At 65.0% G+C, this 12,903-nt stretch carries 10 protein-coding genes and 5 tRNA genes; 10 read left to right on the top strand and 5 right to left on the bottom strand.

What is annotated here, in order from left to right:
* The first annotated feature begins 32 nt into the window (after positions 1 to 32).
* The 6 genes from lon (at position 33) to ACXRVZ_RS00725 (ending at position 3,109) form a co-directional block, all read left to right on the top strand.
* A complete protein-coding gene (lon, locus tag ACXRVZ_RS00750) occupies positions 33 to 2,447 on the top strand; it encodes an endopeptidase La (protein WP_457422931.1) in 2,415 nt (804 codons plus the stop codon).
* A gap of 76 nt (positions 2,448 to 2,523) precedes the next feature.
* Positions 2,524 to 2,599, top strand: a tRNA-Gly gene (locus ACXRVZ_RS00745).
* Between the two features lie 76 nt (positions 2,600 to 2,675).
* Positions 2,676 to 2,749 (top strand) — tRNA-Cys (locus ACXRVZ_RS00740).
* 12 nt (positions 2,750 to 2,761) lie between these two features.
* A tRNA-Gly gene (locus ACXRVZ_RS00735) sits at positions 2,762 to 2,837 on the top strand.
* A gap of 40 nt (positions 2,838 to 2,877) precedes the next feature.
* A tRNA-Gly gene (locus ACXRVZ_RS00730) sits at positions 2,878 to 2,953 on the top strand.
* A gap of 68 nt (positions 2,954 to 3,021) precedes the next feature.
* Positions 3,022 to 3,109 (top strand) — tRNA-Leu (locus ACXRVZ_RS00725).
* Positions 3,110 to 3,123: 14 nt separating this feature from the next.
* Here the strand turns inward: ACXRVZ_RS00725 and murI are convergent.
* A complete protein-coding gene (gene murI / locus ACXRVZ_RS00720; RefSeq protein ID WP_457422929.1) occupies positions 3,124 to 3,966 on the bottom strand; it encodes a glutamate racemase in 843 nt (280 codons plus the stop codon).
* 172 nt (positions 3,967 to 4,138) lie between these two features.
* On the opposite strand from murI, the gene ACXRVZ_RS00715 reads away from it, so the two are divergent.
* The 4 genes from ACXRVZ_RS00715 to ACXRVZ_RS00700 all read left to right on the top strand — a co-directional run bounded on the left by ACXRVZ_RS00715 (position 4,139) and on the right by ACXRVZ_RS00700 (position 8,633).
* Entirely contained in the window at positions 4,139 to 4,888 is a 750-nt protein-coding gene (locus ACXRVZ_RS00715; RefSeq protein ID WP_457422927.1) for an electron transfer flavoprotein subunit beta/FixA family protein, read from the top strand.
* Positions 4,888 to 5,820 (top strand): electron transfer flavoprotein subunit alpha/FixB family protein, encoded by a 933-nt coding sequence (locus ACXRVZ_RS00710; protein ID WP_457422925.1) that lies wholly within the window; start codon positions 4,888 to 4,890, stop codon positions 5,818 to 5,820. The genes ACXRVZ_RS00715 and ACXRVZ_RS00710 overlap by 1 nt, the downstream gene beginning before the upstream one ends.
* Before the next feature lie 72 nt (positions 5,821 to 5,892).
* Positions 5,893 to 7,680 carry an acyl-CoA dehydrogenase gene (locus ACXRVZ_RS00705; RefSeq protein ID WP_457422923.1) on the top strand — a complete coding sequence of 596 codons (1,788 nt, stop codon included), beginning with the start codon at positions 5,893 to 5,895 and terminating at the stop codon, positions 7,678 to 7,680.
* A complete protein-coding gene (locus tag ACXRVZ_RS00700) occupies positions 7,680 to 8,633 on the top strand; it encodes an NAD(P)H-dependent flavin oxidoreductase (protein WP_457422921.1) in 954 nt (317 codons plus the stop codon). The genes ACXRVZ_RS00705 and ACXRVZ_RS00700 overlap by 1 nt, the downstream gene beginning before the upstream one ends.
* Here the strand turns inward: ACXRVZ_RS00700 and ACXRVZ_RS00695 are convergent, their stop codons facing one another.
* The 4 genes from ACXRVZ_RS00695 to ACXRVZ_RS00680 all read right to left on the bottom strand — a co-directional run bounded on the left by ACXRVZ_RS00695 (position 8,634) and on the right by ACXRVZ_RS00680 (position 12,639).
* Complete coding sequence (locus ACXRVZ_RS00695) at positions 8,634 to 9,209, bottom strand: hypothetical protein (protein ID WP_457422919.1); 576 nt, start codon at positions 9,207 to 9,209, stop codon at positions 8,634 to 8,636.
* Positions 9,210 to 9,220: 11 nt separating this feature from the next.
* Complete coding sequence (locus tag ACXRVZ_RS00690) at positions 9,221 to 9,868, bottom strand: trimeric intracellular cation channel family protein (RefSeq protein ID WP_457422917.1); 648 nt, start codon at positions 9,866 to 9,868, stop codon at positions 9,221 to 9,223.
* A gap of 16 nt (positions 9,869 to 9,884) precedes the next feature.
* A complete protein-coding gene (locus ACXRVZ_RS00685) occupies positions 9,885 to 11,453 on the bottom strand; it encodes an ABC transporter substrate-binding protein (RefSeq protein WP_457422915.1) in 1,569 nt (522 codons plus the stop codon).
* Between the two features lie 343 nt (positions 11,454 to 11,796).
* Positions 11,797 to 12,639: a 2OG-Fe(II) oxygenase family protein gene (locus ACXRVZ_RS00680; protein WP_457422913.1), complete on the bottom strand. Its 843-nt coding sequence runs from the start codon at positions 12,637 to 12,639 to the stop codon at positions 11,797 to 11,799.
* Between the last annotated feature and the right edge of the window lie 264 nt (positions 12,640 to 12,903).

Raw genomic sequence — 12,903 nt, 5'->3', positions numbered from 1 at the left:
GCCGCACATCGGCTTGAGAAAGAGAGGTCTTCATGTCCGGACATCCCATCCTCCCCGCCGACCCGATCACGCTGCCGCTGCTGCCGCTGCGCGACGTCGTTGTCTTCCCGCACATGGTCATCCCGCTGTTCGTCGGGCGCCCCAAATCCATCAAGGCCTTGGAAGCCGCGATGGAAGCCGGCCGCCAGATCATGCTGGTGGCCCAGAAGGCTGCCGGCAAGGACGAGCCCAAGCCCGAAGACATGTTCGAGGTCGGCTGCGTCTCCAGCATCCTGCAGATGCTGAAGCTGCCCGACGGCACCGTGAAGGTGCTGGTCGAAGGCCTGCAGCGCGCCACGACGCTGTCCATCACCGAGCCGGGGGAGCACTTCGTTGCCGAAGTCACGCCCATCCCGCCCGAGACCGAGCACGCGCCCGAAGTCGAAGCGCTGCGCCGCGCCGTCACGCAGCAGTTCGACCAGTACGTCAAGCTCAACAAGAAGATCCCGCCCGAGATCCTCACGTCCATCGGCGGCATCGACGACCCAGGCCGCCTGGCCGACACCATCGCCGCCCACCTGCCGCTCAAGCTCGACGCCAAGCAGGCTGTGCTGGACCTGGCCGAAGTCGCCAAGCGCCTGGAAAAGCTGCTCGACCTGCTTGAGCACGAGGTCGACATCCTTCAGGTCGAAAAGCGCATCCGTGGCCGCGTCAAGCGCCAGATGGAGAAGAGCCAGCGCGAGTACTACCTGAACGAGCAGGTCAAGGCCATCCAGAAGGAACTCGGTGACGGCGAAGAAGGCGCCGACATGGAGGAACTCGAGAAGAAGATCGTCGCTGCCAAGATGCCTAAGGAGGCACGCAAGAAGGCCGACGCCGAACTGAAGAAGCTCAAGCTCATGTCGCCCATGTCCGCCGAAGCGACGGTGGTGCGCAACTACATCGACACCCTGGTCAACCTGCCCTGGAGCAAGAAGACCAAGATCAAGCACGACCTCAAGAACGCCGAGGACGTGCTGAACGAAGACCATTACGGCCTCGAGAAGGTCAAGGACCGCATCCTTGAATATCTGGCGGTGCAGCAACGCGTCGACAAGCTCAAGGCACCCATCCTGTGCCTCGTGGGCCCCCCGGGCGTCGGCAAGACGTCCCTGGGCCAGAGTGTGGCGCGCGCCACCGGCCGCAAGTTCGTCCGCATGGCCTTGGGAGGCGTGCGCGACGAGGCCGAGATCCGCGGCCACCGCCGCACCTACATCGGCTCCATGCCGGGCAAGGTGCTGCAGAGCCTGTCCAAGGTCGGCACGCGCAACCCGCTGTTCCTGCTAGACGAGATCGACAAGCTCGGCATGGACTTCCGCGGCGACCCGTCTTCGGCGTTGCTGGAAGTGCTCGACCCCGAGCAGAACCACACCTTCGGCGACCACTACGTCGAGGTCGACTTCGACCTGTCCGACGTGATGTTCGTGGCCACATCCAACTCGATGAACATCCCGCCGGCCCTGCTGGACCGCATGGAAGTGATCCGCCTGTCGGGCTACACCGAGGACGAGAAGGTCAACATCGCGCAGACCTATCTGCTGCCCAAGCAACGGAAGAACAACGGCGTACTGGACGAAGAGCTGGAGGTCACGGAATCCGCGATACGTGGCGTCATCCGCTACTACACCCGTGAAGCCGGCGTGCGTTCGCTCGAGCGCGAGATGTCCAAGGTCTGCCGCAAGGTGGTCAAGGGCATTCAGCTCAAGACCTACGAAGGCAAGGTCACCGTCACCGAGGACAACCTCAACGACTTCCTCGGCGTGCGCAAGTACGACTTCGGCCGCGCCGAGAAGAAGAACCAGGTCGGCCAGGTCGTCGGCCTCGCGTGGACCGAGGTGGGCGGCGATCTGCTGACCATCGAAGCCACCGCGATGCCGGGCAAGGGCAACATCATCCGCACCGGCTCGCTGGGCGACGTGATGAAGGAGTCCGTCGAGGCCGCGCGCACGGTGGTGCGTTCACGCGCGCGCCGCCTAGGCATCAAGGACGAGGTGTTCGAGAAGCGCGACGTGCACGTCCACGTGCCCGATGGTGCGACGCCCAAGGACGGCCCGAGCGCGGGTGCGGCGATGACCACTGCCTTCGTGTCTGCACTGACCGGCATCCCGGTGCGCGCGGACGTCGCCATGACCGGCGAGATCACGCTGCGCGGCGAAGTCACTGCGATTGGTGGCCTGAAGGAGAAGCTGCTTGCGGCCCATCGTGGCGGCATCAAGACCGTGATGATTCCGGAAGACAACGTCAAGGACTTGCAGGACATTCCTGAGAACGTGAAGAACCATCTCGAGATCGTTCCGGTCCGCTGGATTGAGCGCGTCCTTGAGGTCGCTCTGGAAACCATGCCGCAGCCGCTGCCGGACGAGGAAGTCGCCGTCGCGGCGGCCAAGCCGGAAGAGGCTGCGGCCAAGAGCACGGTCGTGCCTCACTGAGCGTCGCTGGCTTGTCATCCGACTAAAAATCGGGTTACAATGCCGGCTTCGCTGAACAGGCAACTGTTCAACAAATGCGGGATTAGCTCAGTTGGTAGAGCGATACCTTGCCAAGGTATAGGTCGAGAGTTCGAGTCTCTTATCCCGCTCCAAGATTTTCCGAAAGGGAAGCCCAGGCTTCCCTTTTTTGTCAGGGCCGCGCCAAACGGCCTTGATTGGGTTTACGGCGGCGCGATAGCAAAGCGGTTATGCCCCGGATTGCAAATCCGGTTAGTCCGGTTCGACTCCGGATCGCGCCTCCAGAACAAGACACTGCGGGATTAGCTCAGTTGGTAGAGCGATACCTTGCCAAGGTATAGGTCGAGAGTTCGAGTCTCTTATCCCGCTCCAGTGTTTGACGCCACGATGTGCCGCAAGGCAGGTCGGCGATGCGGGATTAGCTCAGTTGGTAGAGCGATACCTTGCCAAGGTATAGGTCGAGAGTTCGAGTCTCTTATCCCGCTCCACTCCTTACGGGAGATTCGATGTTCGGATCTCCCGTTTTCATTTGTGCGAGCTGGATAATCCGGCTGCCGCGCGGGTGGCGAAATCGGTAAACGCAGCGGACTTAAAATCCGCCGCCCTCAACAGGCGTACGGGTTCAAGTCCCGTCCCGCGCACCAACTGTCGACAGCTCTCAAACGGCCAGCGCCTGCTGGCCGTTCCTGTTTTCGGGTTGCCAGGCGTAGACACTCATGTCGTGCCAGCCGAGCACCTGCGCGATCCAGCCGCGCAGTGCGACAGGGTTGCCGCTGGTTTCGATGTCGAGGGCGGGTTGATCGTCTGGCGCTGGCGTCCAGAGGTCGACCGCGCGCCGCGCCACGGCGGTCTCGATGCGCAGCAACTTCACGTCCGGCCCAAGCGCCGCCTGCCACAGCGCCTCGATCAGTGGGTAGTGTGTGCAGCCCAGCAGGGCCGTATCGACACCACGGGCACGCAGCGGCTCGCAATAGCGTTCGACCAGCGCATGCAAATCGGCGCTCGCGAGATCGCCCGCTTCGATGCGATCGACCACGCCAGCGCAACCCTGCACCACCACCTCGTGGCCTCCCGCATGTCGCTCGATCAGCGCGCGCAGCCGCGCACTCGCAGCGGTCGCGGGCGTGGCCAGCAGGCCGATGCGGCCGTTGCGAGTCGCGCTGACGGCCGGCTTGATGCCCGGCTCGGTGCCGACGAAGGGCAGCTCAGGCCAGCGGGCGCGCAGCGCCTCGATGGCATGCGCCGTGGCTGTGTTGCAAGCGACCACGATCAGCTCCGCGCCCTGCGCGATCAAATGCTCGCTGATGGCAAGGCTGCGCGCGCGGATGTCCTCGGGGCTGCGGTTGCCGTAGGGCGCGTAGGCCGTGTCGGCAAGGTAGCGCAGGCGGGCGGTGGGCAGCAGCGCGCGCAGTTCGCGCAGCACGGTGAAGCCACCGACGCCGGAGTCAAAGACGCCGATGTTTGCGCCGATCTTGCGGCTCGTTAAGGAGGCTTTCTGCATGGGCGAAAGCAGTCTAGCTTCTCGATTCGAGAGGGCTCCCCAAAAAGACTTTCCCCGGCGTTGGCAGACCTCTGGCTAGAATAGAACGATCGTGCTTTTTTGCGCGCAGCTCCACACGGAGTGCCTCGTAGAATCCACTTAACGTTTACGTCAATTCGAGCTGGAGTTTTCGATGAAAGTCTTGGTCCCGGTAAAGCGCGTCGTCGACTACAACGTCAAGGTGCGCGTGAAGAGCGATGGCACCGGTGTCGACATCGCCAATGTGAAGATGTCGATGAACCCCTTCGACGAGATCGCCGTCGAAGAGGCCGTGCGGCTGAAGGAGAAGGGCGTCGTCACCGAGGTGATCGCCGTGTCCTGCGGCGTCACGCAGTGCCAGGAAACGCTGCGCACGGCCATGGCCATCGGCGCCGACCGGGCCATCCTCGTCGAGACGACGGAAGAGCTGCAACCGCTGGCCGTGGCCAAGCTGCTGAAGGCGCTGGTGGACAAGGAGGGCCCGAGCCTGGTCATCCTCGGCAAGCAGGCCATCGATGACGATTGCAACCAGACCGGCCAGATGCTGGCCGCGCTGACCGGCATGCCCCAGGGCACGTTTGCGAGCAAGGTTGAAGTGAGCGGCGACAAGGTCAACGTGACCCGTGAGGTCGACGGTGGCCTGGAGACGGTGTCGCTGAGCCTGCCGGCCGTCATCACGACCGACCTGCGCCTGAACGAGCCGCGCTATGTGACGCTGCCCAACATCATGAAGGCGAAGAAGAAGCCGCTGGAGGTCCTCAAGCCCGCCGACCTGGGCGTGGACGTGACGCCGCGCATCAAGACGCTGAAGGTCAGCGAGCCGCCCAAGCGCGGCGCTGGCGTGAAGGTGGCCGACGTGGCCGCCCTGGTGAACAAACTGAAGAACGAAGCGAAGGTGATCTGATGACTGCCCTGGTAATTGCCGAACACGACAACGCCTCGATCAAGGGCGCGACTCTGAACACCGTCACGGCTGCCGTGGCTGCCGGTGGCGAAGTGCATGTGCTGGTCGCTGGCCACAACGCTGCTGCGGCTGCCGCTGCGGCTGCTCAGATCGCTGGCGTCACCAAGGTGCTGCACGCCGACTCGCCCGCTTTGGCAGAAGGTCTGGCCGAGAACGTCGCCGCCCAGGTGATCGCCTTGGCCTCGGGCTACAGCCATCTGCTGTTCCCTTCGACCGCCTCAGGCAAGAACGTCGCGCCGCGCGTCGCTGCGCTGCTGGACGTGGCCCAGTTGAGCGATGTGACCAAGGTCATCAGCGCCGACACCTTCGAGCGTCCCATCTACGCCGGCAACGCGATTGCAACGGTGCAGAGCAGCGATGCGACCAAGGTGCTGACCGTGCGCACGACGGGCTTCGACCCGGCGGCTGCCACCGGTGGCTCGGCCGCCGTCGAGACCGTGGCCGCCTCTGCCGACAGCGGCAAGAGCAGCTTCGTTGGCCGTGAGGTGACGAAGAGCGATCGCCCCGAGCTGACTGCCGCCAAGATCATCGTGTCGGGTGGCCGCGCGCTGGGCTCCAACGAGAAGTTCATGGAAGTGCTGACGCCGCTGGCCGACAAGCTGGGCGCGGCGCTGGGTGCTTCGCGCGCCGCCGTCGATGCGGGCTATGCGCCCAACGACTGGCAGGTCGGCCAGACCGGCAAGATCGTCGCGCCCCAGCTCTACATCGCCGCCGGCATCTCGGGTGCCATCCAGCATCTGGCCGGCATGAAGGACTCCAAGGTCATCGTCGCGATCAACAAGGACCCGGAAGCGCCGATCTTCTCGGTGGCCGACTACGGCCTCGAAGCCGACCTGTTCGTGGCCGTGCCTGAACTCGTCGCCGCGCTGTAAACCCACGCTAATCACTGCCGGGCGCCCCGACCGTCGTCGCGGCGCCCTTTTTGTTTCCGCCAGGAGGAACAAATGAGTTACCAAGCTCCCGTCAAGGACATGCTCTTCAACATCCAGCACCTCGCCGGTCTGGAGACGCTAGCGGAACAAGTCCCCACCTTCGCCGATTTCGGTCTGGACACCGCCGCCGCCGTGCTGGAGGAATGCGCCAAGCTGACGCAGGACGTCATCGCGCCGCTGAACTTCGAGGGTGACAAGAACCCGTCGAGCTGGAAGGACGGCGTGGTCACGACGACGCCCGGCTTCAAGCAGGCCTTCCGCGCTTACGCCGAGGGCGGCTGGCAGGGCCTGGTGCACCCGCCCGAGTTCGGCGGCCAGGGCGCGCCCAAGACGATTGCGGCGGCCTGCAACGAGATGCTGCAGGCGGCCAACATGAGCTTCGCGCTCTGCCCGCTGCTGACCGACGGCGCCGTCGAGGCGCTGCTGACGGCCGGTACCGACGAGCAGCGCGCCGTCTACATCCCCAAGCTGCTGGATGGCTCGTGGACCGGCACCATGTGCCTCACCGAGCCGCAGGCCGGCTCCGACCTGGCGCTGGTGCGCACGCGCGCCGAGCCGCAGGGCGACGGCACCTACAAGGTCTTCGGCACCAAGATCTTCATCACCTATGGTGAGCACGACATGGCCGAGAACATCGCCCATCTCGTGCTGGCCCGGGTCGTCGGCGCGCCCGAGGGCGTCAAGGGCATCAGCCTGTTCCTGGTGCCCAAGTTCCTGGTCAACGCGGATGGGACGTTAGGCGAACGCAACGACGCACATTGCGTGTCCATCGAACACAAGATGGGCATCAAGGCCAGCCCGACGGCCGCGCTGCAGTTCGGCGATCACGGCGGCGCCGTGGGCACGCTGATCGGCCAGGAGAACCGCGGCCTGGAGTACATGTTCATCATGATGAACGCGGCCCGCTACGGTGTGGGCCTGCAGGGCATCGCGATTGCCGACCGTGCCTATCAAAAGGCCGTGGGCTACGCGAAGGACCGCGTGCAATCCCGCCCCGTGGATGGCTCGGTGGCCGGCAGCGCTGCCATCATTCATCACCCCGACGTGCGCCGCATGCTGATGACGATGCGCTCGCTGACCGAGGGCTGCCGCGCGATGGCGAGCACGGCGGCTGCGGCGTTCGACGCGGCCCACCACCACCCCGACGCCGACGCGCGCAAGCAGAACCAGGCCTTCTACGAGTTCATGGTGCCGCTGGTGAAGGGCTACAGCACTGAGATGAGCCTGGAGGTCACGAGCCTGGGCGTGCAGGTGCATGGCGGCATGGGCTTCATCGAGGAGACCGGCGCGGCGCAGTACTACCGCGACGCCAAGATCCTGACCATCTACGAAGGCACGACGGCCATCCAGGCCAATGACCTGGTCGGCCGCAAGACGGCGCGCGACGGCGGCCAACTTGCGCGTGCCTTAGCCGGCCAGATCGAAGTGACCGAAGCAGCGCTGGCCAAGCGCGACAGCGTCGCCGCGCGTGCCGTGCTGAAAGCACTGCGTGCATCACGCGAGGACTACCTCGCCGTCGTCGACTTCATTGCCGGCTCGGCCAAGGCCAACCCGAACGCGGCCTATGCCGGCTCGGTGCCCTATCTGATGCTGGCGGGCAACCTCGTGGCCGGCTGGCAGCTCGCCCGCGCGCTGCTGGCTGCTGAAGACGCGTTGGCGACCGACGCGGCCTTCATGACCGCAAAGATCGTGACCGCGCGCTTCTACGCCGAGCACATCCTGCCGCGCACTGCGTCGCTGCGCTCGGCCATCGTCGACGGCGCCGACAGCGTCACCGCTCTCAATCTCGAAGCCTTCTGATGACCTTGCCTTCCATCCTCAAGAACCTGCCGCTGCCCATCATCGGCTCGCCCCTCTTCATCATCAGCAACCCCAAGCTCGTCATCGAGCAGTGCAAGGCCGGCATCGTCGGCTCCATGCCGGCGCTGAACGCCCGCCCGGCCGAACTGCTGGACGAATGGCTCAACGAGATCACGACCGAGCTGGCCGCCTACAACCGCGCCAACCCGGACAAGCCGGCCGCGCCTTTTGCCATCAACCAGATCGTGCACAAGAGCAATGAGCGCCTGGAGCACGACATGCAGGTCTGCGCCAAGTACAAGGTGCCCATCGTCATCACGAGCCTGGGTGCGCGCGAGGATGTGAACGCAGCCGTCCACGCATGGGGCGGCATCGTGCTGCACGACATCATCAACAACAAGTTCGCCCGCAAGGCCATCGAGAAGGGCGCTGACGGCCTCATCGCCGTGGCGGCGGGGGCTGGAGGCCACGCGGGCGTGAAGAGCCCGTTCGCGTTGATCCAGGAGATCCGCGAGTGGTTCGACGGCCCGGTGGCGCTGTCGGGCGCCATCGCCAGCGGCGACGCGGTGCTGGCCGCGCAGGCCATGGGTGCCGACCTGGCCTACATCGGCTCCGCCTTCATCGCCACCGATGAGGCGCGCGCCAGCGACGCCTACAAGCAGATGATCGTTGCCAGCAACAGCGACGACATCGTCTACAGCAACCTCTTCACCGGCGTGCACGGCAACTACTTGCGCGGCTCCATCGTCGCAGCGGGCATGGACCCGGACAAGCTGCCCGAGAGCGACCCGAGCGCGATGAACTTTGGCGGCAGCGCGGCCAAGGCCTGGAAGGAGATCTGGGGCAGCGGCCAGGGCATTGGCGCGGTGCGCGAGGTGCTGCCGACGGCGCAATTGGTGGCGCGGCTCGGGCGCGAATACCGGGCGGCGCGGGAACGTCTGGCGCTGAACTGATCAACCGCCTTGGGCCACGGCGGGAAGCCAGTCCATAGGCGGTGTCAATTTGCCAAGCTCGATGTTGTAGATCTCATGGCCGGGGCGGACTTGGTAGTTCGCGTGCACCCATTCACCGCCAGCGTAGTAGCGCGCCCCGTGCAGGAAGCGCTCACGTTCGATGCCGCCCAGCAGCCACATCCGCCGCTCGGCGATTTCGTAGGTCATGAAGAAGTAGTGATCAATGGGCTCCGCCGCGTGGCGGGCCGTGATCTGGGCTGTGTAGTCGATGCGCGGCGGCACTTTGCGCTTGACGGTCTTGACCCCGATCCGGACGCCCCCTGCAGTCACGAAATCCGGTTCACCGGCAGCGTCGTCGAGGACCCAGGTGAAGCCGTGGATACCTTCATGCTTCAGCCATGAATTGAAGACCTTCTCACCCAGATCGCCCACCCATCGCTCGTCGGTCTCGGCCTCGGCGTAGATGTTCCCGTATTGGCGGTCGCGCTCGGCCCGGAGCTGTCTCGCCCGCTCCTCATGTTCGGGGCCCACAAGCAGTGATATCCACCCCTGCGGGTGAAGCTGGCTGTTTGTCATGCCTGCCGATCTCAGTGTTTGTGGATGCGCCAGGCCGGCAGCGTCCAGCCGGTCCAGAGCGCCAGCGCGCGCAACAGCACGGCCGTTGCCGCGGCAGCGGTGATGGCAGCCCATTGCGGCGCGTCCACCTGCACCGCCGCCACCAGCACCCAGGCGCCGACAAAGCTGCACAGCGCGTAGGGCCGGTGGTCGTGGAAGGCCGCCGGGATCTCGTTGCAGACGATGTCGCGCAGCACGCCGCCAAAGGTGGCCGTGACGACACCCATCAGCACGGCGACGATGGCTGGCTGGCCCAGGTCCAGCGCGATCAGCGTGCCGTTGGCCGTGAACAGGCCCAGGCCCAGCGCGTCGGGCCACTGGATGGCCTTCTCCGTCAGCGCCAGATGGCGACGGCGCAGGAAGAGCATGGCGGCAAAGGACAGGCCCATCAGCGCCCACAGCCAGTCGGCATGTTCGACCCAGAAGAAGGGCCGGCGGTCCAGCAGCACATCCCGCAGCGTGCCGCCACCGAAAGCGGACAGCCCCGCAATGATGCATAGCCCGACGGCATCGAGCTGCTTGCGCGCACCGGCCAGCAGGCCGGACAGCGCGAAGGCGAGGGTGGCGGTGATCTCGACGACGGACTGGATCGTCGAGAAGTTGACGACGGGCGGTTTCAAACCTGGACTTCACTGTTCACTTGACGGTCGTGTAGCGAGCTTCAAAGTAGTCGTTGGAGCGGTGGATGGTGTCCACGCCCGGCTTCATCGCCCAGGGCCGGATCTGGTGATGGATGGGAATGAAGAGGGCCTCGTCGCGGATGCGCAGCAGCGCCTCCTTGATGAGCGCATTGCGCTTGGGCACGTCGGGTTCGAACTTGATCTTCTGGATCAGACCGTCGAGCGTCGCGTCGCTGACCTTGCCGAAGTTGAAATTGCCATCCGCGCCCTGGGTGCGCGTGTGGCCCCAGGCCTGCATGGCGTAGAGGGCGTCGTAGGTGGAGACACCCCAGCCCAGCATGTAGAAGGGCGACTCGCCGCGCTGGAAGGTCTGGCTGTGCGTGGCAAACGGTGCCGCGACGAGGCGGGTCTTGACGCCGATCTTGGCCCACATCGACACGGCCGCCTGGCAGACCTGCTCGTCGTTGACGTAGCGGTTGTTGGGGCAGTGCAGCGGCACTTCGAAGCCTTGCGGGTAGCCGGCCTCGGCCAGCAGCTTGCGGGCCTTGTCGAGGTCGGGCTTGACGGGCGTATCCAGCGCCGCGTCATAGCCGTTGACACCCGGCGGCACCATCAGCGCGCCCGGCACCGACAGGCCACGCATGATGCTGCGCTTGATCGCCTCGCGGTCCAGCGCCAGGTTCATGGCCTCGCGAACTTTTCTATCCTTGAACGGGTTCTTGCCTTTCACGTTCGAGTCGCGCAACTCGTCACTGCCCTCGTCCATGACGAAGAAGATGGTGCGGATCTCGGCGCCCTCCAGCAGCTTGACCTTGCCGTCTTCCTTGAGCTTGAAGAAGTCCTGCGGCGGCACGTCGGTGACGATGTCCACGTCGCCCGACAGCAGCGCCGCCACGCGCGTGGGCGGCGACTTGATCGGCAGATAGCTCAGCTCCGTCACATTGCCCGGGTTCTTGTCCCACCAGTCCTTGTTGGCCACCATCTTGACGGCCTGGTCGGGCTGCCAGATCACCAGCTTGTAGGGCCCGGTGCCATTGGCGTTGCGCGAGGCGTAGTTCTCTTCCTTGGCCTTGTAGTCCTGCGTGTTGGTCGTGTTGTTCTTGGTCGACCAGGCCTTGCTCATGATGGGGAAGCTGATGATGTTCTGCAGCAGCATCGGCGTGGGCGCCTCCAGCAGCAGGTCGACGGTGTGGTCGTCGATCTTCTTGATTTCCTTGATGCCCGACACATAGGTCTGCTTGGTGCCCTGCGGCTGCGTGATGCGGCCGAAGCTGAAGACCACGTCGTCGGCCGTGAAGGGTGAGCCGTCGTGGAACTTGACGCCCTTGCGCAGGTCGAAGCGCACCTGGGTCTGGGTCAGATAGGTCCACTTGGTCGCCAGCGAGGGCTCGGGTCGGTACTCCTTGCTCAGCCGCGTCAGGCCCTCGTAGATGTGGGTGCCGATGGCGTTCGAGGTGTTGTGGTCCTGCGAGTGCGGGTCCAGCGTCAGGATGTCGTTCTGCGCAGCCCAGCGCAACGGCGCTGCGGTGGCGGAGCCCAGGGTAAGGGCGAGCGCCAGGGGCAGGAATCTGAGAGCGGATTTCATGCGGCTTCCTTGTGGGAGTCAGAAGCCAAAAATACTAGCCGCGACCGAGGGCTGTTCGGCTAGGGCTTGCCCGCTACTTCTAGGGAGCAATCGCAACCTTTTCCAGACGCGATCCAGCGCTTCACCAGCCAGCCACGCAGCCCGCTCGGTTGCGCCGTCAGCGCGCCGCACACATAGCGTGCATCGTCCCAACGCAGGGCGACGCACGCACCTTTGAGGCGCCGGCTCAGCAGCACGCCCAGAGGGCAGGGCTCGGCCAGGCAGCAGACGCCGCAGCCGTTGCAGGTGGCCCCGAGCGCCGGCTTGAGCGGCGCGTCGGGGTGGATTGCGATGACCCGCTGGGTCAGGTCTTCACGCCCAGCTCGCGCAGGCGCTCGTTGAGATAGCTCTCTGCCGTGTAGCGGTCGCTCAGCACCACGTCATCGCGCGGATGCAGGAACAGCGGCAGCGACACGCGGCTCTTCTTCGCGCCCTCACCGGTCGGGTTGACGACGCGGTGCTGCGTGGACGGGTAGTAGCCCTCGGAGGCTTCCTGCAGCATGTCGCCGATGTTGATGGTCAGCGTGCCGAAGTCGCAGGGCACGTCGTGCCAGGCGTTGTCGGTGCCCAGCACCTGCAGGCCCGGCTCGTTGGCGGCGGGCAGGATGGTCAGCAGGTTGATGTCGCCATGTGCCGCGGCGCGGATGGAACCCACCGGCTCGTCACCCGTCAGCGGCGGATAGCGCAGCACGCGCAGCAGCGTCTTGCTGCTGCCCTTGATCATGTTCGACAGCGGTTCGCGGTAACGCGCGGCGATCTCCGGCGGTGTGTAGCGCTCCACCCAGCCCAGCAGTTCCTCCGCCAGCGCGTTGGCTTCCCGGTAATAGGTGAGGGCGTCTTCCTTCAACGGCTCCGGGATGCGGCCCCAGGGGTAGACGTGGAAATACTCCTTGATGTCCTTCTGCTTGGAACCCTTGGCGGTTTCCGAGATCGCGGTCGAGAAGTAGCCGTCCTGCGTCTCCTTCGAGAAAGCGAAGCCGTCCTTGGCGTCGCTGTTGAAGAAGGCCAGCCAGTCGGCGTAGATCTTCTCGACCAGCGCCTGGCGGATCGGGTGGTTGGTCAGCACGCCGAAGCCGGTTTCGTGCAGGGAGCGGGTGAACTTCTCGGCCGCGTCGGGCGCGCGGTAATCGACGACCTGGACTTGCATGTGGGATCTCCTGAATGTCCCTGGGCTCGACCATTCAATCTTGGGGCCGGAGCGGGCGCAAGTTTACGAGCCAGTCAACTTTTCCGCGTCCCGCCGCGTGAACTTTGTCGCACCCCCAACAACGGCTCGGGCAAACCCGCGGTGCTAGAGTCCGTCCCCTGAAAGTTTTATTCCTTCCCGTCCCTTTTGCTGGCAGCAGCGAAGGTGGGTCGCAATCCGCCAACCGGTCGAGCCGTGTCGCGGAAGGTTCTTCAACCAGCCAAC

The sequence above is a fragment of the Roseateles sp. P5_E8 genome (assembly GCF_054177665.1).
This window is presented reverse-complemented; position numbering and strand designations above follow the sequence as displayed.

Bases quoted from the DNA above. Each gene is read 5' to 3' on its own strand.
- lon (WP_457422931.1), top strand. From the start codon at position 33: ATGTCCGGACATCCCATCCTCCCCGCCGACCCGATCACGCTGCCGCTG.
- murI (WP_457422929.1), bottom strand. From the start codon at position 3,966: ATGCAGAAAGCCTCCTTAACGAGCCGCAAGATCGGCGCAAACATCGGC.
- ACXRVZ_RS00685 (WP_457422915.1), bottom strand. From the start codon at position 11,453: ATGAAATCCGCTCTCAGATTCCTGCCCCTGGCGCTCGCCCTTACCCTG.
- ACXRVZ_RS00705 (WP_457422923.1), top strand. From the start codon at position 5,893: ATGAGTTACCAAGCTCCCGTCAAGGACATGCTCTTCAACATCCAGCAC.
- ACXRVZ_RS00695 (WP_457422919.1), bottom strand. From the start codon at position 9,209: ATGACAAACAGCCAGCTTCACCCGCAGGGGTGGATATCACTGCTTGTG.
- ACXRVZ_RS00700 (WP_457422921.1), top strand. From the start codon at position 7,680: ATGACCTTGCCTTCCATCCTCAAGAACCTGCCGCTGCCCATCATCGGC.
- ACXRVZ_RS00715 (WP_457422927.1), top strand. From the start codon at position 4,139: ATGAAAGTCTTGGTCCCGGTAAAGCGCGTCGTCGACTACAACGTCAAG.
- ACXRVZ_RS00710 (WP_457422925.1), top strand. From the start codon at position 4,888: ATGACTGCCCTGGTAATTGCCGAACACGACAACGCCTCGATCAAGGGC.
- ACXRVZ_RS00680 (WP_457422913.1), bottom strand. From the start codon at position 12,639: ATGCAAGTCCAGGTCGTCGATTACCGCGCGCCCGACGCGGCCGAGAAG.